The organism is Streptomyces sp. NPDC060031 (assembly GCF_042736805.1).
In the GTDB taxonomy this organism is placed as follows: domain Bacteria; phylum Actinomycetota; class Actinomycetes; order Streptomycetales; family Streptomycetaceae; genus Streptomyces.
This window is the reverse complement of the sequence record NZ_JBHWVM010000060.1, coordinates 25,542-48,032: the sequence shown is the minus strand read 5'-3', so window position 1 is coordinate 48,032 and position 22,491 is coordinate 25,542. Positions and strand designations below refer to the sequence as shown.

At 72.0% G+C, this 22,491-nt stretch carries 23 protein-coding genes and 1 riboswitch; of the genes, 10 read left to right on the top strand and 13 right to left on the bottom strand.

Annotation, left to right across the window (positions count from 1 at the left end; translation table 11 throughout):
- Window positions 1-98: 98 nt before the first annotated feature.
- Both ACFWB8_RS24605 and hisN read right to left on the bottom strand, forming a co-directional pair.
- Window positions 99-494, bottom strand: a complete 396-nt coding sequence (locus ACFWB8_RS24605; RefSeq protein ID WP_385230950.1) for a cyclic nucleotide-binding/CBS domain-containing protein — start codon at window positions 492-494, stop codon at window positions 99-101.
- 165 nt (window positions 495-659) lie between these two features.
- Window positions 660-1,472 (bottom strand): histidinol-phosphatase, encoded by an 813-nt coding sequence (gene hisN, locus ACFWB8_RS24600; RefSeq protein ID WP_385230947.1) that lies wholly within the window; start codon window positions 1,470-1,472, stop codon window positions 660-662.
- 123 nt (window positions 1,473-1,595) lie between these two features.
- Here hisN and ACFWB8_RS24595 point away from each other — a divergent pair, with 123 nt between their 5' ends.
- A complete protein-coding gene (locus tag ACFWB8_RS24595; RefSeq protein WP_385230944.1) occupies window positions 1,596-2,159 on the top strand; it encodes a TetR/AcrR family transcriptional regulator in 564 nt (187 codons plus the stop codon).
- Here ACFWB8_RS24595 and ACFWB8_RS24590 read toward each other — a convergent pair.
- The 4 genes from ACFWB8_RS24590 to ACFWB8_RS24575 form a co-directional block, all read right to left on the bottom strand.
- Window positions 2,125-2,448 carry a DMT family transporter gene (locus tag ACFWB8_RS24590; RefSeq protein WP_385230941.1) on the bottom strand — a complete coding sequence of 108 codons (324 nt, stop codon included), beginning with the start codon at window positions 2,446-2,448 and terminating at the stop codon, window positions 2,125-2,127. The two genes, ACFWB8_RS24595 and ACFWB8_RS24590, sit on opposite strands and share 35 nt — an antisense overlap.
- A 145-nt stretch (window positions 2,449-2,593) precedes the next feature.
- On the bottom strand, window positions 2,594-3,604 hold the full coding sequence (rsgA, locus tag ACFWB8_RS24585; RefSeq protein WP_385230936.1) for a ribosome small subunit-dependent GTPase A: 1,011 nt from the start codon (window positions 3,602-3,604) through the stop codon (window positions 2,594-2,596).
- Window positions 3,605-3,612: 8 nt separating this feature from the next.
- Entirely contained in the window at window positions 3,613-4,965 is a 1,353-nt protein-coding gene (aroA, locus tag ACFWB8_RS24580) for a 3-phosphoshikimate 1-carboxyvinyltransferase (protein WP_385230933.1), read from the bottom strand.
- Window positions 4,966-5,029: 64 nt separating this feature from the next.
- Window positions 5,030-5,743 carry a M50 family metallopeptidase gene (locus ACFWB8_RS24575; protein WP_385230930.1) on the bottom strand — a complete coding sequence of 238 codons (714 nt, stop codon included), beginning with the start codon at window positions 5,741-5,743 and terminating at the stop codon, window positions 5,030-5,032.
- A 53-nt stretch (window positions 5,744-5,796) separates the two neighbouring features.
- On the opposite strand from ACFWB8_RS24575, the gene ACFWB8_RS24570 reads away from it, so the two are divergent.
- From ACFWB8_RS24570 to def, 8 genes are all read left to right on the top strand, one after another.
- Window positions 5,797-6,615 carry an SOS response-associated peptidase gene (locus ACFWB8_RS24570; protein WP_385230927.1) on the top strand — a complete coding sequence of 273 codons (819 nt, stop codon included), beginning with the start codon at window positions 5,797-5,799 and terminating at the stop codon, window positions 6,613-6,615.
- A 39-nt stretch (window positions 6,616-6,654) separates the two neighbouring features.
- Window positions 6,655-7,290 carry an alpha/beta family hydrolase gene (locus ACFWB8_RS24565; protein WP_385230924.1) on the top strand — a complete coding sequence of 212 codons (636 nt, stop codon included), beginning with the start codon at window positions 6,655-6,657 and terminating at the stop codon, window positions 7,288-7,290.
- A gap of 264 nt (window positions 7,291-7,554) precedes the next feature.
- Window positions 7,555-8,199: a sigma-70 family RNA polymerase sigma factor gene (locus ACFWB8_RS24560; protein WP_008741505.1), complete on the top strand. Its 645-nt coding sequence runs from the start codon at window positions 7,555-7,557 to the stop codon at window positions 8,197-8,199.
- Window positions 8,196-8,513 (top strand): mycothiol system anti-sigma-R factor, encoded by a 318-nt coding sequence (gene rsrA, locus ACFWB8_RS24555; protein ID WP_385230921.1) that lies wholly within the window; start codon window positions 8,196-8,198, stop codon window positions 8,511-8,513. The genes ACFWB8_RS24560 and rsrA overlap by 4 nt, the downstream gene beginning before the upstream one ends.
- A 181-nt stretch (window positions 8,514-8,694) precedes the next feature.
- Complete coding sequence (locus ACFWB8_RS24550) at window positions 8,695-10,167, top strand: HD-GYP domain-containing protein (protein WP_385230918.1); 1,473 nt, start codon at window positions 8,695-8,697, stop codon at window positions 10,165-10,167.
- Window positions 10,164-11,498 carry an HD-GYP domain-containing protein gene (locus ACFWB8_RS24545; protein ID WP_385230915.1) on the top strand — a complete coding sequence of 445 codons (1,335 nt, stop codon included), beginning with the start codon at window positions 10,164-10,166 and terminating at the stop codon, window positions 11,496-11,498. The genes ACFWB8_RS24550 and ACFWB8_RS24545 overlap by 4 nt, the downstream gene beginning before the upstream one ends.
- Window positions 11,499-11,629: 131 nt before the next feature.
- The gene (locus tag ACFWB8_RS24540) at window positions 11,630-12,640 is read left to right on the top strand and encodes a tetratricopeptide repeat protein (protein ID WP_385230912.1); all 1,011 of its coding nucleotides are present in this window, start codon (window positions 11,630-11,632) and stop codon (window positions 12,638-12,640) included.
- A gap of 66 nt (window positions 12,641-12,706) precedes the next feature.
- Entirely contained in the window at window positions 12,707-13,357 is a 651-nt protein-coding gene (gene def, locus ACFWB8_RS24535; RefSeq protein ID WP_385230909.1) for a peptide deformylase, read from the top strand.
- On the opposite strand, the gene ACFWB8_RS24530 is transcribed toward def, so the two are convergent.
- Window positions 13,333-14,322 (bottom strand): helix-turn-helix domain-containing protein, encoded by a 990-nt coding sequence (locus tag ACFWB8_RS24530; RefSeq protein ID WP_385230906.1) that lies wholly within the window; start codon window positions 14,320-14,322, stop codon window positions 13,333-13,335. The two genes, def and ACFWB8_RS24530, sit on opposite strands and share 25 nt — an antisense overlap.
- A gap of 82 nt (window positions 14,323-14,404) precedes the next feature.
- Between ACFWB8_RS24530 and ACFWB8_RS24525 the strand changes: the two genes are divergently transcribed.
- Window positions 14,405-14,629 (top strand): hypothetical protein, encoded by a 225-nt coding sequence (locus tag ACFWB8_RS24525; protein WP_385230903.1) that lies wholly within the window; start codon window positions 14,405-14,407, stop codon window positions 14,627-14,629.
- 101 nt (window positions 14,630-14,730) lie between these two features.
- On the opposite strand, the gene ACFWB8_RS24520 is transcribed toward ACFWB8_RS24525, so the two are convergent.
- The 6 genes from ACFWB8_RS24520 to ACFWB8_RS24495 all read right to left on the bottom strand — a co-directional run bounded on the left by ACFWB8_RS24520 (window position 14,731) and on the right by ACFWB8_RS24495 (window position 22,342).
- The gene (locus ACFWB8_RS24520; protein ID WP_385230900.1) at window positions 14,731-15,747 is read right to left on the bottom strand and encodes a ribonucleotide-diphosphate reductase subunit beta; all 1,017 of its coding nucleotides are present in this window, start codon (window positions 15,745-15,747) and stop codon (window positions 14,731-14,733) included.
- Complete coding sequence (locus ACFWB8_RS24515) at window positions 15,747-18,134, bottom strand: ribonucleoside-diphosphate reductase subunit alpha (protein ID WP_385230897.1); 2,388 nt, start codon at window positions 18,132-18,134, stop codon at window positions 15,747-15,749. The genes ACFWB8_RS24520 and ACFWB8_RS24515 overlap by 1 nt, the downstream gene beginning before the upstream one ends.
- Before the next feature lie 142 nt (window positions 18,135-18,276).
- Window positions 18,277-18,408, bottom strand: a riboswitch (cobalamin riboswitch).
- A 58-nt stretch (window positions 18,409-18,466) separates the two neighbouring features.
- Window positions 18,467-18,964: a GNAT family N-acetyltransferase gene (locus ACFWB8_RS24510; RefSeq protein WP_385230894.1), complete on the bottom strand. Its 498-nt coding sequence runs from the start codon at window positions 18,962-18,964 to the stop codon at window positions 18,467-18,469.
- A 37-nt stretch (window positions 18,965-19,001) separates the two neighbouring features.
- Window positions 19,002-19,196 (bottom strand): YbdD/YjiX family protein, encoded by a 195-nt coding sequence (locus tag ACFWB8_RS24505; RefSeq protein WP_385230891.1) that lies wholly within the window; start codon window positions 19,194-19,196, stop codon window positions 19,002-19,004.
- Window positions 19,193-21,442, bottom strand: coding sequence for a carbon starvation CstA family protein (locus tag ACFWB8_RS24500; RefSeq protein WP_385230888.1), 2,250 nt, complete (start codon window positions 21,440-21,442; stop codon window positions 19,193-19,195). The genes ACFWB8_RS24505 and ACFWB8_RS24500 overlap by 4 nt, the downstream gene beginning before the upstream one ends.
- A gap of 135 nt (window positions 21,443-21,577) precedes the next feature.
- Complete coding sequence (locus ACFWB8_RS24495) at window positions 21,578-22,342, bottom strand: GntR family transcriptional regulator (RefSeq protein ID WP_365918853.1); 765 nt, start codon at window positions 22,340-22,342, stop codon at window positions 21,578-21,580.
- Window positions 22,343-22,491: the final 149 nt, after the last annotated feature.

Here is a 22,491-nt window from a genome sequence, read left to right as displayed (position 1 = left end):
GCGGCGCTCCGCGCCGTGGGCGATTCATTGGTTTGGTGTGTTTTGCGGGGGGGGGCGCGCCCCCGCCGGGGGGGGGGCCGCCCCCCCGCCGTCGTCGGCTACGCCGGTACGGCGCGGCGCCGCGCCGGTGCCCAACAGCGGATGACGTCCCGTACGGACACGATGCCCACCGGGCCGCCGTTCTCCAGCACGATCAGGTGGCGGAAGCCGCCGTGGGCCATGGCCTCGGCGGCTTCCTGCACGGTGGCGTCAGGGGTGCAGAACACCACGTTGTTCGTGGTGTGGGCGCCCACGGACTCCCGGTCGGGATCGTGGCCGGCGCCGATCGAGTTGAGGATGTCGCGCTCGGTGAGGATGCCGATGCCGCTGTGTTCGGGATCGAGGACGACGGCCGCGCCGACGCGCCGGCCGGACATCAGGCAGGCCGCCTGACGCAGGGTGTGAGTGGGGCCGAGGGTGAGGATCACGGTGCTCATGGCGTCGCGGACGAGCATGAAGAGAGCCACCTCCTGGGGTGAGTCCCCCCGCCCGGGGGGTGCACTTGAGAAGAGATTCACAAGCGCACAAGCAGGGGGAGTCTCAGATTCCCATGAGCACGCAGAGTCATCAAGGGGGCGCGCTCGGCACACTCGCATGCGCGCGGCCGCGCCCCCGGCGCGTCAGGCGCGCGGCCGCAGGTGCCCCAGCATCTCCTCGTGCAGCAGCCCGTTGGAGGCCGCCGCGTTCCCGCCGTGTACGCCGTCCACCCCGTCCAGGCTGGTGAAGCGGCCGCCCGCCTCCTCGACCACGACCGCGATGGCCGCCATGTCCCACAGGTTCAGCTCCGGCTCGGCGCACAGGTCCAGTGAGCCCTCGGCGACCATCATGTACGGCCAGAAGTCCCCGTAACCCCGCGTACGCCAGCACGCGCGGGTCAGGTCCAGGAACCCCGCAAGCCGGCCCTGCTCCTCCCAGCCGCCGAGCGAGGAGTACGCGAACGAGGCGTCGCCCAGCCCGCCCACCTTCGACACGCCGATCGCCGTCGTCCCGCCCAGCGCACCGCCCGCGTACGCGCCCCGGCCGCGCGCCGCCCACCAGCGCCGCCCCAGCGCCGGCGCGGACACCACGCCGACCACGGGGCGGAAGACACCGTCCGTTTCCTCGGTGTCCTTGGCCATCAGCGAAATCAGCGTCGCCCACACCGGCACGCCGCGCACGTAGTTCTTCGTACCGTCGATCGGGTCCACGACCCAGCGGCGGGGGCCGCTGCCCTTGAGGCCGTACTCCTCGCCGAGGATCGCGTCGTCGGGGCGCGCGGCCGTGATCCCGGCCCGGATGATCTCCTCGGTGGCGGTGTCCGCCTCGCTGACCGGGGTCATGTCCGGCTTCGTCTCGACTCTCAGATCGAGGGCGCGGAACCGCTGCATCGTGGCGGCGTCCGCCGCGTCGGCGAGCTCAAGGGCAAGGCGCAGGTCATCGTCATACTCGGGCATGCCAGAACAGTATCGAGACCGGCGCGGACCGGCGAACGGCGTCCACGGTGCGACCGGGACGCGCCCTTGACAGGACCTGTCGGTCCGTCAACTCTGGCGGGGACGTCAAGCGGGGAGGCGACGATGCCGACAGCCCGGGAGTCCTTGCTCGAAGCCGCGGGAGCGGCCCTCTCGGCGCGCCCTTGGCCGGCCGTGCGGATGGTCGAGGTGGCCGCCGCAGCGGGGGTGTCCCGCCAGACGCTCTACAACGAGTTCGCCGGCAAGGCGGGCCTGGGTCACGCCCTGGTCCGGCGCGAGGCCGCCTGGTACCTCGACGGGGTGGACCGGGCCCTGGGCCCCCCGGCCGCGACCGCCGAGCGGCTGGCCGCGGTCGCGGAGTGGACCGTACGGGCGGCCCGGGCGCGCCCCCTCGTCCGGGCCATGCTGACGGGCTGCTGGAACGGGAACCTGCCGGTGCCGGCCGGTCAGGGAGCCCGGCCCGGAGTGCCGGCGCTGGGGCCCGCGGAGCTGGTCCGCTCCGTGCGCGAGCGGGCGGACGGAGCGCTCGGGTCGGGGGAGGCGGCGCAGCGGTGCGAGCTGGCCGTGCGCCTCGCGCTCTCCTACCTGATAGCCCCGGCCGCACAGCCGGGCTCCGGGGAGCTGCTGCGGCTGCTCAATGGGCCGAACCGGACAGCTGGAGGCCGATGACCCCGAGGATGACCAGCGAGATCGAGACGAGTTTGAGGGTCGACACGAGATCGCCGAGGAAGACCATGCCGTAGATCGCGGTGCCCGCGGCCCCGATGCCCGTCCACACCGCGTACGCGGGGCCGACGTCCAGTTTCTTGAGCGCCAGTGTCAGCAGCCCGAAACTGCTGAGCGCGAAGCACGCGAACGCGACGGTCGGCCACAGCCGGGTGAAACCGTGGGACAGCTTGAGGCAGACCGCGAAGCCGGTCTCCAGGATTCCCGCGACCACGACGAGCAGCCACGCCATGTCGAATGCCTCCCCGCGTCACGTGACCCCGCGTCACTTGGTGCGATGGTGCGTTCATCCAGACATGACCTTCAGCCAACCCGGCCAAACCCCGCGGGACGACCAACCGCCGACCAACCGCCGATCAACCGGCATCCACCGCCGATCAGTCGCCTTCGCGGCGCTCCCGCGTCTCCAGCAGCCGCCGCAACGAGTACAGCCGTGCCGGGTCCGCGTGGCCGTCCTCCACCCACTTGTCCAGCGCGCAGTCCGGCTCGTCGTGGCTGCACGCGCGCGGACACTCCTCCGTGCCCGCCACCAGGTCCGGGAAGGCCAGGATCACCCGGGACGGGTCCACGTGGTGGAGACCGAAGGAGCGCACGCCCGGGGTGTCGATGACCCAGCCCTCCATCCCGGGCAGCGGCAGCGCCAGGGCCGAGGTGGTGGTGTGCCTGCCGCGCCCGGTGACCGCGTTGACCACGCCGGTCGCACGCTTGCGGTCCGGCGCCACCAGCGAGTTGACCAAGGTGGTCTTGCCGACACCCGAGTGGCCCACGAAAGCGGTGATCCGGCCCTCCAGGCGCTCGCGCACCTTGGCGGCCGCGTCGCCCGTCGACAGTTCCTCGCGGTTGGTGACGACGTAGTTCACGCCGAGCGTCGAGTAGATCTCCAGGATCTTGTCGGCGGAGGTCAGGTCGGACTTGGTCAGCACCAGCAGCGGCTCCAGCCCGGCGTCGTACGCGGCCACCAGGCAGCGGTCGATCATCCGGGGCCGAGGCTCCGGGTCGGCCAGCGCCGTGACGATGGCCAGCTGGTCGGCGTTGGCGACGACCACGCGCTCGTACGGGTCGTCGTCGTCGGCGGTGCGCCGCAGGACCGACTTGCGCTCCTCGATCCGCACGATCCGGGCGAGGGTGTCCTTCTTGCCGGACAGGTCGCCGACGATCCAGACCAGGTCGCCGACCACCGCGGCCTTGCGGCCCAGCTCCCTGGACTTCATCGCGTGGACGGTCCGGTCCCCGACCAGGCAGGTCAGCCTGCCGCGGTCGACGGTCAGGACGAAGCCCTCGGAGGCGTCCTCGTGCTTGGGCCGGATGCTCGTCCGGGGCCGGTTGCCCTTGGGGTTCGGGCGCTGACGGATGTCGTCCTCGTCGGTGTGCTTGCCGTACCTGCGCATGACGGGCCCTACGCTCCCGCTCCTCGCGGGGCATGCCCGAGCATGTCGGCCCACATCTTCGGGAAGTCGGGCAGCGTCTTCGCGGTCGTGGCCACGTTCTCGATCTGCACGCCCTCCACGGCCAGGCCGATCACCGCGCCCGCGGTCGCCATCCGGTGGTCGTCGTACGTGTGGAACACGCCGCCGCGCAGCGGGCGCGGGCGGATGTGCAGACCGTCGGCCGTCTCGGTGACGTCGCCGCCGAGCTCGTTGATCTCCTTGGTGAGCGCCGCCAGCCGGTCCGTCTCGTGCAGCCGCAGGTGCTGGACACCGCGCAGCGTCGACGGGGAGTCGGCCAGGGCGGCGACCGCAGCGATGCCCGGGGTGAGCTCGCCGACCTCGCCGAGGTCCACGTCGATGCCGTGGATCTTGCCGGTGCCGGTGAAGACGAGGCCCGCGTCGGTCAGCTCGCAGGAGCCGCCCATCTCCGTGAAGATCCGGCGCAGCGCGTCACCGGGCTGCGTGGTGCGGCGCGGCCAGTCGGGGATGGTGACCGTGCCGCCGGTGATCAGGGCCGCCGCCATGAAGGGCTGCGCGTTGGAGAGGTCGGGCTCCACGACCATGTCGCGGCCGAGCAGCGCGCCGGGCGCCACCCGCCACACGTTCTTCTCGCCGCCGGCCTCGGGGGTGTCCACCTGGGCGCCGGCCGCGCGCAGCATCTCCACCGTCATCCGGATGTGCGGCATCGACGGCAGGTTGGTGCCCACGTGCCGGACCTCGACGCCCTGGTTGAAGCGCGGGCCGGAGAGCAGCAGCGCGGAGACGAACTGCGAGGAGTTGGTGGCGTCGATCTCGACCGTGCCGCCCTCCAGGGCCCCGCCGCCCTGGACGGTCAGGGGCAGCGCGCCCCGGCCGTCGTCGTCGATCCGGGCGCCGAGGGCGCGCAGTGCGTTGATGACCTCGCCGAGCGGCCGCTCGTAGGAGCGCGGGTCGCCGTCGAAGCGGATGTCGCCGGCGGCGAGGGTGGCGACCGGCGGCAGGAAGCGCATGACCGTGCCCGCGTTGCCGACGTCGACGGTGGCCGGCCCGCGCAGGGCGGCCGGGATGATCCGCCAGGCCTCGCCGCCCGCGCCGTCGCCGGCCGAGGCGGAGGAGACGGTCTCCTCGATGCCGACGCCCATCGCGCGCAGCGCGTCCGACATCAGCTGTGAATCGCGCGAGCGCAACGGGCGGCGCACCCAGCCGGGCTCGGAGGCGAGCGCCGCGAGCACGAGGGCGCGGTTGGTGACCGATTTCGACCCGGGCACGGCGACGGTGGCGTGGATGCGGCCGTCAGCGAGCGGGGCGGGCCAGAGGGCGGGGAGCGCGGAGGTCTCGGTCATGGCCCCCACTTTAGTGGCTACCCACGAAGGCAGATCTTGATCGCGAAGCCGTCCCGGGGGGCGGTCAGAGTCCGAGCAGCCAGCGTCCGCCGCCGACCAGCGAGCAGAGCGCGACGACGTGGAAGAGGAGCAGCCACACCACGGGGTGCAGATGGGTGAGCCGCCCCAGCTGGTCCGCGTCGGAATCCGGCGCGCCGCCGTGCCTGCGCTTCGCCCCCAGCTCGAAGACCGGCCGGACCCCGCCCAGCAGCAGGAACCACACCACCGCGTACGCGAACACCGCCTGGACGTCGGCCGCGGCCCGCCAGGACACGAGCACGAACGCCGTGCCCGTCACCACCACCGTCAGCACCCCGTACGCGTTCCGGATCAGCACCAGCATGGCCGCCAGCAGCGCCGTCGCCAGCCACAGCAGCAGCGTGATCCGGTGCGCCGACAGCAGCGCCGCCCCGCCGAGCCCGAGCAGCGAGGGCGCCGTGTACCCGGCGGCGGCGGTGAGGATCATCCCGAGCCCGTACGGCTTGCCCCGGCTGACGGTGACCCCGCTGGTGTCCGAGTGCAGCCGGATCCCCTGCAGCTCGCGCCCGGTCAGCAGTGCCAGCAGCCCGTGGCCGCCCTCGTGCGCGATGGTCACGGCATTGCGGGAGAGCCGCCACAGCGGGCGCGGGCCCACGGCGGCCAGCGCGGCCAGCCCCGTCGCGATCACCAGCCATCGGTCGGGCGCCGCCTGTATGCCCGTGAGCCGGTCCCACAGACCGGCGGTGGTGCTGCTGTCCATGATCTGGCGGACTCCTTGCGGGGGTGGTCGGGTGCCATGGCAGTGTGGCAGCCATGTGCGGAAGGTATGCAGCGAGCCGTGGACCCGAGGATCTGGTGGAGCTTTTCGGAATCGAGAAGTGGGAGCCGGCAAAGAGCCTGGCACCCGACTGGAACGTGGCCCCGACCAAGGAGGTCCACGTCGTCCTGGACCGCCCCCTGAAAGACGCGCCGAGCCCGCGTCCGGTTCGCCAGCTCCGGGTGCTGAAGTGGGGGCTCGTCCCGTCCTGGGCCAAGAACCCCGACGGCGCCGCCCGGATGATCAACGCCCGGGCCGAGACGGTGCACGAGAAGCCGTCCTTCCGCCGCCCGTTCTCCCAGCGCCGCTGCATCGTCCCCGCCGACGGGTACTACGAGTGGGTCACCGCCCACGACGAGCGGCAGCTGGAGGTCGAGGGCAAGAAGAAGCGGGCCCGCAAGCAGCCGTACTTCGTCCTGCCCGCCGACGGCTCCGTCTTCGCGATGGCCGGGATATACGAGTTCTGGCGCGACCGGACCCTGCCCGACGAGCACCCGCTCGCCTGGTGGGCGACCTGCTCGGTGATCACCACGGAGGCAGAGACCGGACCGCTGGGCGTCGCCCCGGCCGAGGGGCCGCGCTCGCTCTGCGACATCCACCCCCGGATGCCGCTGATGCTGACCCCGGACCGCTGGGACGCCTGGCTGGACCCGGCGAACACCGACACCGACGGGGCGCTGCGGGACCTGCTCGCGCCGCCGCCGGGCGGCCTGATGCGCGCCCACCCGGTGTCCACCGCCGTCAGCAACGTCCGCAACAACGGCCCGGAACTGCTGGAGGAACTGGCCGCGCCGGAAGAGGGCACGCTGTTCTGACGCACGCCCCGCGGGCCCGCCGCCCGGCATGATCGGCCCATGACCACCACCGAGAGCGTCGACACCCCGGCGGGCGAGGCCCGCGTCACCTGGCACCCCGCCCGCGAGCCGCGGCTCGTGCTCGCCGTCGGCCACGGCGCCGGCGGCGGCATCGAGGCCCGGGACCTGCGCGCCCTGGCCGAGGCCCTGCCCGCCCGGGGGATCACCGTGGCCCTGGTCGAACAGCCCTGGCGGGTCGCCGGGAAGAAGGTCGCCGCCGCGCCCAAGGTGCTCGACGAGGGCTGGCGGGCGCTCTGGCCGGTGCTGGCGAAGCCGGGCCTGCCGGTGGTCGCGGGCGGACGCAGCGCCGGGGCGCGGGTGGCCTGCCGGACCGCCGTCGAACTGGGCGCGGCCGGCGTGCTGGCGCTGGCCTTCCCGCTGCACCCGCCGGGCCGCCCCGAGAAGTCCCGCGCCGAGGAGCTGCTCGGCGCCGGGCGCCCCACTCTGGTGGTGCAGGGCGGCCGGGACCCGTTCGGCCGACCGGAGGAATTCCCCGGGGGCGGTCACGCCCTGGTGGAGATCCCGTACGGGGACCACGGCTTCGCGGTGCCGAAGAAGGCCGGGCTCACCCAGGACGAGGCCCTCGCCCGGCTCACCGGCGCGGTCGGGGACTGGCTCGCCCGGCTCCGGCCGTGAAGGGGCCGCAACCCCTCGCCCGCCCGGGAATGCGGGGCCCGGCCTCTCTGTTGTCCCGGATGTCGTACGTACGGTAAATCGTCGGAGGAGTGGGAGCGCATGACCCAGGTCATCAGCCAGAACCGTCCGCAGGCCCTTGACCTGGACTGGACGGTGCTGCCCGGGCCCAAGCGCGGCTCGCTTCGGGCGGCGGCGGACCGGGACGGTCGACTATTCTCCGATTCGAGCGGGTCCGCTTTCGGAGTCGCCACGCAGTCGGAGGAGGTGGGTCCTGTCGCTGGGACCGACGAAGGCCACGCGGAGGAAACGACCCCGGAGCGCAATGCGCGCTTCGAGAGGGACGCCCTCGGCTACCTCGACCAGATGTACTCGGCCGCGCTGCGCATGACGCGCAATCCGGCCGACGCCGAGGACCTGGTCCAGGAGACGTACGCGAAGGCGTACGCGTCCTTCCACCAGTTCCGCGAGGGCACCAACCTGAAGGCCTGGCTTTACCGCATCCTGACCAATACCTTCATCAACTCCTACCGCAAGAAGCAGCGCGAACCCCAGCGCAGCGCCGCGGAGGAGATCGAGGACTGGCAGTTGGCGCGCGCCGAGTCGCACATGTCGACCGGGCTGCGTTCCGCCGAATCGCAGGCGCTCGACCACCTGCCCGATTCGGATGTGAAGGAAGCCCTGCAAGCCATTCCGGAGGAGTTCCGCATCGCGGTCTATCTTGCCGACGTAGAGGGCTTTGCGTACAAGGAGATCGCGGACATCATGGGTACACCGATCGGTACGGTCATGTCGCGGCTGCACCGTGGCCGCCGTCAACTCCGCGGCATGCTGGAGGACTACGCCCGTGAGCGCGGGCTGGTTCCTGCCGGCGCGGGAGAGTCGAACGACCTGAAAGGCTCGGGCTCATGAGCTGCGGAGAGCCGCACGAGACGGATTGCTCTGAGGTCCTGGACCACCTTTACGAGTTCCTGGACCACGAGATGCCCGACACGGACTGCACGAAGTTCGAGACGCACTTCGGCGAGTGCAATCCGTGTCTGGAGAAGTACGGCCTCGAGCAGGCGGTGAAGAAGCTGGTCAAGCGGTGCTGCGGGTCGGACGACGTGCCGAGCGACCTGCGGTCGAAGGTGATGGGCCGGATCGAACTGATCCGTTCGGGACAGGCCGTTCCCGATCACGACATCACGGCCGGTCCTGCCGCGGCAGGACCCGCGGCCGGCTGAATCGCACGCGAACGTCCGCCCCCGGAAGGGCCTTTCCTTCACCCGAAGGTGGTAATCCGGGGGCCTCCGCATGGCGCAATGCGGAAATGTGGCCCGCCTCGCCCGCGGCCCCACTTAGTCTCCCCTTTCGGTACTGGTGTGATTCGGTACCCGGCTTCCACGGCACAGGGGAGGAGAGCGCATGCGGGTACTTCCGTCGGCGGCACGCGCCTACATCCTCGCCGCCGTCCTCGGCGCCGTACTGTGCGTCGCCCCCGCGTTCGCGGATCCCGCCACCCCCTGGCCGTCCGTGGGTCTGATGACCCTTCTCTACCTCGGCTGCGAACTCGTCAAGGTCTGCCCGCTGCTGGGCAGGCGGGTGCCCGAGGGGCTCGGCTGCTTCTTCCCCGTGGTGCTCGCCGCCGTCTTCCTGCTGCCGCCCGCCGCCGCCGCGCTCATCGCGCTGCCGGGCGGGCTGGCCGGGACGGTGGTCCAGCGGCCCGCGGGGGTACGCCGGGTGTGGCACGCGGCCCAGCAGTCCATAGCCGCCTGGGCCGCCGGGCAGGCGTACGGGCTGCTGCGCGGCCCGGCCGCGCTGGGCGGGAGCCTCCTCGGGGGGTCCGACCCGCCCGCCTGGGTAGCCGACTTCCCGTACGTGGTGCTCCCCGCGGCCGCCGCGGCCGCCGCCTTCTGCCTGGTGCTCACCGCCCTCGACGGGGGCGTCCTGGCCGCCGCCGAGCGCCGGCCCGCCGCCACCGCCTGGCGCGGACTGCTCACGCGGTCCCTCGCCCCGCACTGCGTACACGGCCTCGCCGGGCTGATGATGGCCGTCATGTGGCGCAGCCCGTACGGACTCCCGGCAGCGCTGCTCGTCCTGCTGCCGATGTACATCTCCTGCTGGGTCTTCGCCCAGTACCACCGCGAACGCGCCGCGCACCAGGCCACGATCCGGGCGCTCGTCCAGGCCGTGGACATCAAGGACCGCTATACCCGCGGCCACAGCGAGCGCGTCGGCCAGGCCTCCACGATGATCGCCCGCGAGCTGGGCATGGCCGAGGACCGGCTCGAAGTCGTCCGCATCGCCGGGATCCTCCACGACGTGGGCAAACTCGGCGTCCCGACCCGGCTGCTGCGCAAGGACGGGCCGCTGACCCCCGAGGAACGCCGCGTCATCGAACTGCATCCCGAATACGGGCACGAGATGGTGCGCGGCATCGGCTTCCTGGGGGAGGCCAGGTCCGCGATCCTGCACCACCACGAACGGGTCGACGGATCCGGCTATCCGTACGGCCTGACCGGAGAGCAGATCCCGGTACTGGCCCGGGTGGTGGCCGTGGCCGACGCCTTCGACGCGATGACCTCCACGCGCTCCTACAGCCGGGCCCGCCCGGTGCCGACCGCGCTGGCGGAACTGGAACGCTGCGCCGGCGCGCACTTCGACCCGGCGATGGTCCGCGCCCTGGTCGGCGCCATCGGCCGACGGGGCTGGCACCCGGTGGTGACCTCCGACGACGACCTCCAGGTGATCTCCGGCGGGCCGACGCTGTCCGCGCTCCCGGCGCAGATACGGGACGACTCCGCGGCCCGCCCCGGTCCCGACACCGCCCCGGCCGCCCGGCCGCCCCGGCCCGTCCGCACCCCGGGTGCCGACCGCCCGGGCGGCGGTGCCGGGTGAGGGCCTGGGCCTCGTGGACGGTGCGGGGGGCCGCCGGGGGGCTGATCGCGGTGGCCCTCGGGCACACCCTGTGGACCGGCCTCGTCGAGCCCGGGACCGCCCTCGCCTTCGGCGCCCTGATCGTCATCGGAGAGCTGGCCCGCCGGGACGTGGGCAGCGACACCGCAGGCACTGCAGGCACTGCAGGCACTGCAGGCACCGCAGGCACCGCAGGCACGGCGGGCACCGCCCTGCACCGGACCGCCCCGCTCGGCTCCGCCGGGGCCCTCGCGTACGCCCTGCTCGGCCAGGCCGCAGGGCGGCCCACCCACCACGGAGTCCTCCAGATCGTCGCGGTCGTCGTCGCCGCGGCCCTCGTCGGGATCGTCCCGCACATCGCCCGCGGCCGCGGGCCCGCCCTGGACCACCTGACCCGGCGGGTCCTCACGGTCACCTTCGCCGCCGCCTGCTTCCAGCCCCTGTACAACTCCGGCCGGCTGGAGGACCGGGTCGGGCAGGGCCCGTACCTCGTCCTCTTCCTGCTCCTCCTGCTCGGCCTGACCGCCCTGTGCGACGCCGTGCTCGCCGCCGCGCTCGCCGGGGCCCGCACCGGCTGGCCGTACGGTCCGCTGCTGCGCGACGAGCTGCGCGCCCAGCTCGGCATCGGCTCGGCGATCTGCGCCACCGGGGTCGTGATGGCCCTCGGCGTGGCCGGCGCGGGCCTGTGGGCGGTGCCCGTCTTCAGCCTGCCGCTGCTGCTGACCCAGCTGTCCTTCCACCGGATCGCCGCGATCCGCACCACCTACCGCCAGACCATCACCTCCCTGGCCCGCGCCACCGAGGTCGCCGGCTACACCCGGCCCGGCCACGCCCGCAGGGTCGCCGCCCTGAGCTGCGCCGTGGGCCGGGAGCTGGGCCTGTCGGAGCGGGAGCTCACGGTGCTGGAGTACGCCGCCCTGATGCACGACATCGGGCAGCTCTCCCTCGTCGACCCGGTCCCGGCGGGGGCCACCGCCGAGCTGCCCGCCGCCGAGGCCCGCAGGATCGCCGAGCTGGGCGGGGAGGTGGCCCGCCAGACGGGAGTGCCGGCCGAGGTCGCGGTGGTGGTGGAGCGGCAGGCGGACCCGTACCGGGAGCAGCCCGTAGCCGCCCGGATCGTGCGCACGGTCAACGCGTACGAGGACCTCTGCGGGCACGCCGGCGGGAGCGGTCACCCGGGCGGCTCACTGGCGGCCCTGGAGCGGCTGCGACTGGGCACCGGACACGACTATCAGCCAGAGGTGGTGGAGTGTCTGGCCAGGGTTCTGGCCCGGGGTGGACGTGGCGGGGTCGTTCCTGTCCAGGCTGGGTAACCCATGGGTAATGAGCGGCCGTCCGAGTGGGCATGGTTGGATGCGAGTGAGAGTGTCCGTGACAGTGTCCGCAAGGCTGCACCGTTGTCCCCCAGCCACCGCTGGGTGGTGCCCCCAGGCAGGCGGGAATCGTGAGGATCTTCGGGAAGGTACGGCATCGGCCCTCCGCCTCGTGGCGGCAGGCCACCGACCGCGCGTTCACGCTGATCGGCGACGGGCGGTACGAGGACGCGGGCGCGCTCCTGACCAGAGCCGCGGACCTGGAGCCCTGGCTGTCCGAGTCCTGGTTCAACCTGGCCCTGCTGCACAAGTTCCGGCACGACTGGGAGCAGGCGAGGTCCGCCGGGCTGCGCGCCGTGGCCCTGCTGGACCGCGAGACGGGCGCCCCGGACTGGTGGAACGTCGGGATCGCCGCGACCGCGCTCCAGGACTGGCCGCTGGCCCGCCGCGCCTGGCAGGCGTACGGGCTGAGGGTGCCCGGGGACCCGCACGGCGCGGGGGCGGGCAACGGTAAGCACACCGGCGAACCGGTCGGCATGGAGCTCGGCAGCGCCGCCGTGCGGCTGTCGCCCGAGGGCGAGGCCGAGGTGGTCTGGGGCCGCCGGCTGGACCCGGCGCGCATGGAGGTCCTGTCGATCCCGCTGCCCTCCTCGGGGCGGCGCTGGGGCGAGGTCGTGCTGCACGACGGGGTCCCGCACGGCGAGCGGGTCACCGCGGCCGGCCCCTCCTACCCCGTCTTCGACGAGATCGAGCTGTGGGCGCCCTCGCCGGTGCCGACCTGGGTGGTGCTGCTGGAGGCGGCCACCGAGGCGGACCGCAACGCCCTGGAGCAGTTGGCCTCCGACGCGGGCTTCGCGGCCGAGGACTGGTCCTCCTCGGTGCGGCTGCTGTGCCGGACCTGCTCGGAGAGCGCGATGCCGAGCGGCGAGGGCGACGGGGAGCACCTGGATCCGCACGACCACAGCGAACCGGGGCACCCCGGCCCGCTGGGGCACCGTACGGCCGGGTCCGGGTCCCTGTGGGTGCCGGAACGCGAGTGCGGGATCGCGGCGCCGGCCGGTCTGGTGCGCGGACTGCTCGACGGCTGGGTCGCGGACAGCCCGGAGTCCAGGGAGTGGCGGGATCTCGAGGAAGTCTGCTGAGCGGGGGCCGTAGGCTGTACCGGCACATCGGTGACTTGGTGGACTTACGGAAGGCGTACGGCGGACATGGCGCAGCAGGAGAACGACGTTGTCGAGGTCGGTGTCGTCGGTGGAGCGAACGACGGTTACGTCGTGGACACCGAGGACTGTGAGGCGCGCGAGCTCGCCTACCGGGAGCGCGGCACCGCCCGCCCGATCACGGTGGTGGGCAACCCCGTGCTGCACCGGGAGTGCAAGGACGTCACCGAGTTCGGCGACGAGCTGGCGCAGCTGATCGACGACATGTTCGCCAGCCAGAAGGCCGCCGAGGGCGTGGGCCTGGCCGCGAACCAGATCGGCGTGGACGCCAAGGTCTTCGTCTACGACTGCCCGGACGACGACGGCAAGCGCCACACGGGTGTCGTGGTCAACCCCAAGCTCGTCGAGCTGCCGACCGGCGCCCGCGTGCTGGACGACTCGAACGAGGGCTGCCTGTCGGTCCCGACCGCGTACGCCTCGCTGGCCCGCCCGGACTACGCCGAGGTCACCGGCCAGGACGCGCAGGGCAACCCGATCAAGGTGCGGGGCACCGGCTACTTCGCGCGCTGCCTCCAGCACGAGACCGACCACCTGTACGGGTACCTGTACATCGACCGGCTCTCGAAGCGCGACCGCAAGGACGCGCTGCGGCAGATGGAAGAGGGCACTCCGCGCTACGAGACCGTCCCGAACGCCTGAGCGACGGCCTGCGGGCCCCGGAAGGCACGCCGGAAGGAATTCGGCGTGGTGCCCAGGGTCCGCAGGAAGTGGTGGCGCAGGGCGGGCGCGTTGCCGAATCCGCAGCGGCCCGCGATGGCGTCGACCGTGTCGTCCGTGGACTCCAGCAGCTCCTGGGCCAGCAGCACCCGCTGGCGCAGCACCCACTGGTACGGGGTGGTGCCGGTCTCCTGGAGGAAGCGGCGGGCGAAGGTGCGCGGGGACATGTGCGCGCGCTCCGCGAGCTGCTCGACGGTGATCTCCTCCTCCAGGTGGCGGGCCATCCACCCGATGACCTCCCCGACCGTGTCGCAGGCGGTGCGCGGGAGCGGCCGCCGGATGAACTGGGCCTGCCCGCCGTCCCGGTGGGGCGGTACGACCATCCGCCGGGCGATGGTGTTGGCCACCTCGGCCCCGTGCTCCTGGCGGACCACGTGCAGGCAGGCGTCGATGCCCGAGGCGGTGCCGGCCGAGGTGATCACAGAGCCCTCGTCCACGTAGAGCACGTCCGGGTCGACCTGGGCCCGCGGGAAGCGGCGGGCCAGCGCGGGGGCGTGCATCCAGTGGGTGGTGCAGCGCCGCCCGTCCAGCAGACCGGCCGCGCCGAGCACGAAGGCGCCGCTGCACACGCTGAGCACCCGCGCGCCCCGGTCCACCGCCCGGCGCAGGGCGTCGAGGAACGGCTCGGGGTACTCCCGTACGGGGGCCCGCCGGTCGGCGGGCAGGCAGATCAGGTCCGCCTCCTCCAGCCGTTCCAGGCCGTGCGCGGGCGCGATGGCGAAGCCGACGTCGGCCATGGTCAGCGGGCCCTCCTCGGCCGCGCAGACGGCGAAGTCGTATACCGGCAGGCCCTGGGCGCCGCGGTCGATCCCGAAGACCTCGCAGAAGATCCCGAACTCGAAGGGGGCGACTCCGTCGACGAGCGCTACGGCTACGTTGGTCAGCATGGATCCAGTGTGGCAGTAATTCGCTCTTTGGTGACAGTCCTGCCACTGGTCGATCATGGCCGATCAGGCGGACAGTGGAGGTATGAGCACCTTCGTGAACTACCTCGCCGTCCTGGCCATCGCCGCCGTGCTGCTCGGGCCCAGCCTGTACGGGGCCCGGAGCGACCGGCGGATCGACCGGCAGCTGCGGGCCGCCGCGACCCGGCGGGTGTGGCTGCCGCGCCAGCGGTCGGGCGGTCTCGCGCCCACCCCGCGCAGGCGCGGCATCCGGTTCGGCACCTGGCGACGGGGTCACATGGCTCACTGAGCCCCGCCCCCGGTCCCGGCGCCGCTCCCGGCCCCGAACGCGAGGAGCCGGGACGCGGACATCCGTCGCGTTCCGGCTCCCGGCGCACCTGCTCGTACGGGCTAGAAGTCCTCGTCCAGGTCGACCGTGCCCTCGACCGCGACCTGGTAGGCCGACGGGCGGCGCTCGAAGAAGTTCGTCAGCTCCTGGACGCCCTGGAGCTCCATGAACGAGAACGGGTTCTGCGAGCCGTACACCGGCGGGAAGCCGAGGCGGACCAGGCGCTGGTCCGCGACGCACTCCAGGTACTCGCGCATCGACTCGGTGTTCATGCCCGGCAGGCCGTCACCGCACAGGTCGCGGCCGAACTGCAGCTCGGCCTCCACGGCCTCCTTCAGCATGTCGGTGACCTGCTGGCGAAGGGCCTCGTCGAAGAGCTCCGGCTCCTCCTTGCGGACCGTGTCCACGACCTCGAAGGCGAAGTTCATGTGCATGGTCTCGTCGCGGAACACCCAGTTGGTGCCCGTCGCCAGCCCGTGCAGCAGACCCCGCGAGCGGAACCAGTACACGTACGCGAAGGCGCCGTAGAAGAACAGGCCCTCGATGCACGCGGCGAAGCAGATCAGGTTCAGCAGGAAGCGGCGGCGGTCGGCCTGCGTCTCCAGCCGGTCGATCTTCTCGACCGAATCCATCCACTTGAAGCAGAACTGCGCCTTCTCACGGATCGACGGGATCTCCTCGACCGCGTCGAAGGCGGCCGCGCGGTCGTCCGGGTTCGGGAGGTAGGTGTCCAACAGCGTCAAGTAGAACTGGACGTGCACGGCCTCCTCGAACAGCTGGCGCGACAGGTACAGGCGCGCCTCCGGGGAGTTGATGTGCTTGTACAGCGTCAGCACGAGGTTGTTCGAGACGATCGAGTCGCCCGTCGCGAAGAACGCGACCAGCCGCCCGATCATGTGCTGCTCGGCGGGCGTCAGCTTGGCGAGGTCGGCCACGTCGGAGTGGAGGTCGACCTCCTCGACCGTCCAGGTGTTCTTGATCGCGTCCCGGTAGCGCTCGTAGAAGTCCGGGTAGCGCATGGGGCGAAGGGTGAGCTCGAAGCCCGGGTCCAGGAGGTTCTTGGTCTCGTTGGAGCTCATTACTGGCAGGCCTCGCAGGACTCGGGGTTCTCAAGGGAGCAGGCGAGCGCTTCCGCGTCGGCGACGGCCTGGGGGAGCGCTGCGGGGGTGGCGGCCTGCGCGGCACGGGCGATCTTCGTGGCCGGGCGCGAGCGCAGGTAGTACGTGGTCTTCAGGCCCTGCTTCCAGGCGTACGCGTACATCGAGGACAGCTTCCCGATGGTCGGCGTCTCCAGGAACAGGTTCAGCGACTGCGACTGGTCGAGGAACGGGGTGCGCGCCGCGGCCATGTCGATCAGGCCGCGCTGCGGGATCTCCCACGCCGTGCGGTACAGCTCGCGCACCTCGGCCGGGATCCAGCCGAAGCCCTGGACGGAGCCGCTGGACTCGCGCAGCGCCTCACGGGTCTGCGCGTCCCAGACGCCGAGCTCCTTCAGCTCCTCCACCAGGTAGCCGTTGACCTGGAGGAACTCACCGCTGAGGGTCTCGCGCTTGAAGAGGTTGGAGACCTGCGGCTCGATGCACTCGTACACGCCCGCGATCGAGGCGATCGTCGCCGTCGGGGCGATGGCGAGGAGCAGCGAGTTGCGCATGCCGGTCTTCGCGACGCGGGCGCGCAGCGCGTCCCAGCGCTCCGGCCAGTTCAGCTCGACGTCGTAGTGGTCCGGGTGCAGGACACCGCGGGCGGTACGGGTCTGCTCCCAGGCCGGCAGCGGGCCGCTGCGCTCGGCGAGGTCGCAGGAGGCCTCGTACGCGGCGAGCATGATGCGCTCGGAGAGCTTCGTGGACAGCGCCTTCGCCTCGGGGGAGTCGAAGGGCAGCTTCAGCTTGAAGAAGACGTCCTGGAGGCCCATCGCGCCCAGACCCACCGGCCGCCAGCGGGCGTTGGAGCGCCCGGCCTGCTCGGTCGGGTAGAAGTTGATGTCCACCACGCGGTCGAGGAAGGTCACGGCGGTGCGGACGGTCTCGTCCAGCCGCTCCCAGTCGATCTCCGGGCCGTCGGCGCCGGCCACGACGAAGGCGCCCATGTTGACCGAGCCGAGGTTGCAGACGGCCGTCTCGCCGTCGTTGGTGACCTCGATGATCTCGGTGCACAGGTTGGAGGAGTGCACGACCGAGCCGGGCTCGGCGGTCTGGTTCGCGGTGCGGTTGGAGGCGTCCTTGAAGGTCATCCAGCCCTGGCCGGTCTGCGCGAGGGTGCGCATCATCCGGCCGTACAGGTCGCGGGCGGGCATGGTCTTGCGGGCCAGGCCCGACCCCTCGGCCCTGCGGTAGGCGGCGTCGAACTCGTCGCCCCACAGGTCCACCAGCTCGGGGACGTCGGCCGGGGAGAACAGCGACCAGTCGGCGTCGGCGTTCACGCGGCGCATGAACTCGTCCGGCACCCAGTGGGCGAGGTTCAGGTTGTGCGTACGGCGCTGGTCCTCGCCGGTGTTGTCGCGCAGCTCCAGGAACTCCTCGATGTCCGCGTGCCAGGTCTCCAGGTAGACGGCGGCGGCGCCCTTGCGTCGGCCGCCCTGGTTCACGGCGGCCACGGAGGCGTCGAGGGTCTTCAGGAACGGCACGATGCCGTTGGAGTGGCCGTTGGTGCCGCGGATCAGCGAACCGCGGGCGCGGATGCGGGAGTACGACAGACCGATGCCGCCGGCGTGCTTCGAGAGGCGCGCGACCTGGTGGTAGCGGTCGTAGATCGAGTCGAGCTCGTCCAGCGGGGAGTCCAGCAGGTAGCAGGAGGACATCTGCGGGTGCCGGGTGCCGGAGTTGAAGAGCGTGGGGGAGGACGGCAGGTAGTCGAGGCGGCTCATCAGCCGGTACAGCGAGGCCACTTCCTCGACGGCGCGCAGGCTCTCGTCCTCGGCCAGGCCGCAGGCCACGCGCAGCATGAAGAACTGCGGGGTCTCGATGACCTGGCGGGTGATCGGGTGGCGCAGGAGGTAGCGGCTGTGCAGGGTGCGCAGGCCGAAGAAGCCGAAGCGGTCGTCGGCGCCCTCGCCGAGGGCGTGCTCGACCAGCGCGTCGAGGCGGCTCGCGTGGAGGCGTACGAACTCGGCCGTGCGGTCGGCGATCAGCCCCTCGCGGTGGCCGACCTCGACGGAGGCGGAGAAGGAGGTGGCCCCCTGGCCCGCGGCCTCGTCGGCGACGGCCATCGTCAGCAGGCGCGCGGCCAGCCGGGAGTACGCCGGGTCCTCGGAGATCAGACCGGCGGCGGCCTCGGTGGCGAGCCCGCGCAGCTCGGCCTCGTCCGCGGCGGAGCTGCGCCCGCGCAGCGCGGCGGCGGCGACGCGGCCGGGGTCGGTGTCGCGGAGGTCGGCCGTCAGCTCGGTGAGGGTACGCAGCAACGCGGTCCCGGGACCCTCGACTGCGGGCAGGTCGGACTCGGCGCGCGGCGCGGCAGGCGCGATGGTCACGGGGGGTGCTCTCCCTCGCTCGGCCCGGACTTCGGCGGGGCGGGGGTGCGAGCGGGCGCATGCGGGGGTGGCAGAACGCGTACACCGCATGGCGTCCACCGGCCCAACCGCGAGGCCCGGACGTATCGGCACCCGGTTCGGTCGAGCCGGGCGCACTGTCGGCAGGTCCTCGGACTTGCGGATACACGGATGGGTGCATTTCATACCGTTGCGGGACAGTTCCGGATTCTCACCGGATTCCCCTGCGACGACAGCGAGCATGAGCATACATGTGGGGGCGCCTTGATGCGGTAGCCCCCACATGTTGTGTCGGCCCCTTGCTGAACGTGGTGTTACAGCTCCAGCCGGTAGGTGAGCAGCGTCAGCCCCGGCACCGGATCCCAGTCCCGGTCCGGGGTGCGGACGAAGCCGAGGCGCTCGTAGAGCCGCTGCGCCCCGTACATGGACGCCTGGGTCGACAGCACCACGTGGGTGACCCCCTCCAGGGCCCGGGCGCGGGCGAGGCAGGCGCGCACCAGCGCCTCGCCGGCGCCGCGCCCGCGGCCCCCGCGCGCCACCGCCAGCATCCGGAACTCCGCTTCCGCGGGGCCGGAGATGTCGGCCAGCGGGCTGCCGGGTGCGGCGAAGGTCACTCCGCCGAGGAGTTCGCCGCCGGCGGTCGCGGCGAGCACCTCGCCCTCGGCGGCGCGCCCGGCGACGTCGCGCAGCACTTGCGCGTACGCCTCGTTCGACTCGAAGTCCAGCAGTCCGTCGTCCAGGTACGCATGCGCGATGATCGCGCCCAGCTCCTCGTATTCGGCGGGCAGCGCCGCCCTGATCTCGATGTCCATGGGGTCGAGTGTGCGCCGGCGGCCCTTCGCACGCGGCTCAGCAGCAGCGGAACCCTTCGCGGGGGTCGGCCTCGCGGGCGTCCGTACGGGCGCGTTCGAAGGCCCGGCGGGTCGGGACCCGCGCCTGCGGGTCGTGGGAGCGGGCGTGGGCGACGTGGCGGTCGTACGCCGCCTCGCCCGTGAACTCCCGTACGTAGTACCGGGCCCTCGCGAGCACGGTGCGCAGGCTCATGACGCCGCGGGCTCCTTGGCCCGGCCGCCGCCCGAGTCGAGTCCGGCGGCGGCGAGCTCCGCCCGCTCCTCGGGGGTGGCGATCAGACCGGCCGGGGCGACGATCTTCGACTCCGTCCACGGGACCTCGGAGAGCGTGACCGACCCGGGGTTGCGGACGGCGCCCAGGCAGGTGCGCGCGGCGTCCAGCAGCACGATGATGATCAGCAGCGCGAAGAGCACCGACAGGACCCCGTCCACGGTGGCGTTGGTGACCACGGTGTGCATCTCGCCCATGTTCTTGGCGGGCTTGAGGACCTTGCCGGAGTCGATGGCGTCCTGGTAGAGGTCGCGCCGGGCGAAGAAGCCGACGGCCACGTCCGAGGAGAAGATCTTCTGCCAGCTCGCGGTGAGCGTGACGGCCACGTCCCAGGCCAGCGGGACAGCCGTCACCCAGGCCCACTTGAGCCGTCCGGACTTGACCAGCAGCGTGGTGCAGACGGTCAGCGCGACCGCCGCGAGGAGCTGGTTGGCGATGCCGAACAGCGGGAAGAGCTGGTTGATGCCGCCCAGCGGGTCCTTGACGCCGACCCACAGGAAGTAGCCCCAGCCGCCGACGACGATCGCGCTCGCGAACCAGACGCCCGGCTTCCAGCTGACGTCCCTGAAGGACTTGTGGACGTTGCCGAGGGTGTCCTGGAGCATGAAACGGCCGACGCGGGTGCCGGCGTCCACGGTGGTCAGGATGAAGAGCGCCTCGAACATGATCGCGAAGTGGTACCAGAACGCCTTCAGCGAGGCGCCGCCGATCACGGACGAGAAGATCTGCGACATCCCCAGTGCGAAGGTGGGGGCGCCGCCCGTGCGGGACAGCAGGCTGGTCTCCTCCACGTCCTTGGCCGCCTGGGCGAGGGTCTCGGGGGAGATGGCGAAGCCGAAGTGGCCCACCGCCTGCGAGGCGGCCTCGACGGTGGTGCCGACGACCCCGGCGGGGGAGTTGACGGCGAAGAAGAGCCCCGGCTCGATGATGCAGGCCGCGATGACCGCCATGACGGCGACGAAGGATTCGGTCAGCATCGCGCCGTAGCCGATGACCTGGACCTGGGTCTCCTTCTGGATCATCTTCGGGGTGGTGCCCGACGAGACCAGCGCGTGGAAGCCGGACAGTGCGCCGCAGGCGATGGTGATGAAGACGAACGGGAACATCGAGCCGGCGAAGACCGGGCCGTTGCCGGCGGAGGCGAAGTCGGTGACCGCGGGCATCTTCAGCGTCGGCATGGCGATGACCACGCCCACCGCGAGCAGGCCGATGGTGCCGATCTTCATGAAGGTGGAGAGGTAGTCGCGCGGCGCGAGCAGCATCCACACCGGCAGCACCGAGGCCAGGAAGCCGTACCCGATCATCCAGAGGACCAGGGTCTCCTTCTCCAGCGTGAAGACGTCGGCCAGGGAGGACTCCGCGACCCAGCCGCCCGCGATGATGGCGAGCAGCAGCAGGGCGACGCCGATCACCGACACCTCGGTGATCCGGCCCGGCCGCAGGACGCGCAGGTAGAAGCCCATGAAGAGGGCGATCGGGATGGTCATGCCGATGGAGAAGACGCCCCAGGGGGAGTCGGCCAGCGCGCCCACGATGACGAGCGCCAGCACCGCCAGCAGGATGATCATGATGACGAACACGGCGACCAGCGCGGCGGCGCCGCCGACCGGGCCGATCTCGTCACGGGCCATCTGGCCGAGCGAACGGCCGTTGCGCCGGGTGGAGAAGAACAGCGTGACCATGTCCTGGACCGCGCCCGCGAAGATCACGCCCGTGACGATCCAGATGGTGCCCGGCAGGTAGCCCATCTGGGAGGCCAGCACCGGGCCGACCAGCGGGCCCGCACCGGCGACGGCGGCGAAGTGGTGGCCGAAAAGCACCCGTCGGTCGGTGGGGTGGAAGTCGACACCGTTGTCGAGGCGTTCGGCGGGGGTGGCCCTGGTCTTGTCCACCTTCAGCACGCGGTTCGCGATGAAGCGCGCGTAGAAGCGGTAGCCGATCGCGTACGAGCCCAGTGCGGCGGCGAGCAGCCAGGCGGCCGAGATCTCCTCGCCCCGTGAGAGGGCCAGCACGCCCCATCCGACGGCCCCGATGAGTGCGACCAGCACCCAGGCGGCCACCGACTTCGGCGAAAGGCCTCCCGGCGTCGAAGACGCAGAAGGCGAGCCCGGCGTGGTGCCCGGACTCGCCGTGTTCTGCTCTGTACCTGTTGATCCCGGTTCCGGCATGTTCCTCGTCCCCTCGTCCATCACCTGCGTGAGCAGAGGGAATCTAGGGGGACCCACCCGCTGAACGTAAGACCCCGTCCGTATATCGGTACGAGGACCCGTGGCGGACGGCGCGGCCGGTCGTGCCGCGGTGAATCAGACGGCGGGGCGCTGGAGTCGGGCGACGAACTTGTAGCGGTCGCCGCGGTAGACCGAGCGGACCCACTCCACGGGTTCCCCGTCGGCGTCCAGCGAGTGGCGGGAGAGCATCAGCATCGGCAGGCCCACGTCGGTGCCGAGCAGTCCGGCCTCGCGCGGGGTGGCCAGGGAGGTCTCGATGGTCTCCTCCGCCTCGGCGAGGCGGACGTCGTACACCTCGGCGAGAGCGGTGTAGAGGGAGGTGTACTTGACCAGCGAGCGGCGCAGCGCGGGGAAGCGCTTGGCCGAAAGGTGCGTGGTCTCGATGGCCATCGGCTCGCCGCTGGCCAGTCGGAGCCGCTCGATGCGCAGGACCCGTCCGCCGGTGGCGATCTTGAGGAGCCCCGCGAGGGTGTCGTCGGCCGTCACGTAGCCGATGTCCAGGAGCTGGGACGTGGGTTCCAGTCCCTGGGCCCTCATGTCCTCGGTGTACGAGGACAGTTGGAGCGGCTGGGAGACCTTGGGTTTGGCGACGAAGGTGCCCTTGCCCTGAATGCGTTCCAGCCGGCCCTCGACGACGAGCTCCTGCAGGGCCTGCCGGACGGTGGTCCGGGAGGTGTCGAATTCGGCCGCGAGCGTGCGCTCCGGCGGCACCGGGGTGCCGGGAGGGAGCGTTTCGGTCATATCGAGCAAGTGTCGCTTGAGGCGGTAGTACTTGGGCACGCGCGCCGTGCGAGTGGCTGCCCCGCCTTCCGGCTCCGTGGTCGCCCCTTCGGTGGCCATCGCCGCCCGCCTTCCCGACTCCAGTTTCGCTGCCGTCACCGGCTCCTCCGATATGTGCGGTCACATCGTGACACGGGAGGGAGGACAGGCCTCCTCCCTCCCCCAGGTGTCGGTCCGATAACGGACCGATCACCCGCTCATTAGACCCT

Coding starts and splice junctions, on each gene's coding strand:
- ACFWB8_RS24605 (WP_385230950.1), bottom strand. CDS start 494: ATGCTCGTCCGCGACGCCATGAGCACCGTGATCCTCACCCTCGGCCCC.
- hisN (WP_385230947.1), bottom strand. CDS start 1,472: ATGCCCGAGTATGACGATGACCTGCGCCTTGCCCTTGAGCTCGCCGAC.
- ACFWB8_RS24595 (WP_385230944.1), top strand. CDS start 1,596: ATGCCGACAGCCCGGGAGTCCTTGCTCGAAGCCGCGGGAGCGGCCCTC.
- ACFWB8_RS24590 (WP_385230941.1), bottom strand. CDS start 2,448: ATGGCGTGGCTGCTCGTCGTGGTCGCGGGAATCCTGGAGACCGGCTTC.
- rsgA (WP_385230936.1), bottom strand. CDS start 3,604: ATGCGCAGGTACGGCAAGCACACCGACGAGGACGACATCCGTCAGCGC.
- aroA (WP_385230933.1), bottom strand. CDS start 4,965: ATGACCGAGACCTCCGCGCTCCCCGCCCTCTGGCCCGCCCCGCTCGCT.
- ACFWB8_RS24575 (WP_385230930.1), bottom strand. CDS start 5,743: ATGGACAGCAGCACCACCGCCGGTCTGTGGGACCGGCTCACGGGCATA.
- ACFWB8_RS24570 (WP_385230927.1), top strand. CDS start 5,797: ATGTGCGGAAGGTATGCAGCGAGCCGTGGACCCGAGGATCTGGTGGAG.
- ACFWB8_RS24565 (WP_385230924.1), top strand. CDS start 6,655: ATGACCACCACCGAGAGCGTCGACACCCCGGCGGGCGAGGCCCGCGTC.
- rsrA (WP_385230921.1), top strand. CDS start 8,196: ATGAGCTGCGGAGAGCCGCACGAGACGGATTGCTCTGAGGTCCTGGAC.
- ACFWB8_RS24550 (WP_385230918.1), top strand. CDS start 8,695: ATGCGGGTACTTCCGTCGGCGGCACGCGCCTACATCCTCGCCGCCGTC.
- def (WP_385230909.1), top strand. CDS start 12,707: ATGGCGCAGCAGGAGAACGACGTTGTCGAGGTCGGTGTCGTCGGTGGA.
- ACFWB8_RS24530 (WP_385230906.1), bottom strand. CDS start 14,322: ATGCTGACCAACGTAGCCGTAGCGCTCGTCGACGGAGTCGCCCCCTTC.
- ACFWB8_RS24525 (WP_385230903.1), top strand. CDS start 14,405: ATGAGCACCTTCGTGAACTACCTCGCCGTCCTGGCCATCGCCGCCGTG.
- ACFWB8_RS24520 (WP_385230900.1), bottom strand. CDS start 15,747: ATGAGCTCCAACGAGACCAAGAACCTCCTGGACCCGGGCTTCGAGCTC.
- ACFWB8_RS24510 (WP_385230894.1), bottom strand. CDS start 18,964: ATGGACATCGAGATCAGGGCGGCGCTGCCCGCCGAATACGAGGAGCTG.
- ACFWB8_RS24505 (WP_385230891.1), bottom strand. CDS start 19,196: ATGAGCCTGCGCACCGTGCTCGCGAGGGCCCGGTACTACGTACGGGAG.
- ACFWB8_RS24500 (WP_385230888.1), bottom strand. CDS start 21,442: ATGCCGGAACCGGGATCAACAGGTACAGAGCAGAACACGGCGAGTCCG.
- ACFWB8_RS24495 (WP_365918853.1), bottom strand. CDS start 22,342: ATGGCCACCGAAGGGGCGACCACGGAGCCGGAAGGCGGGGCAGCCACT.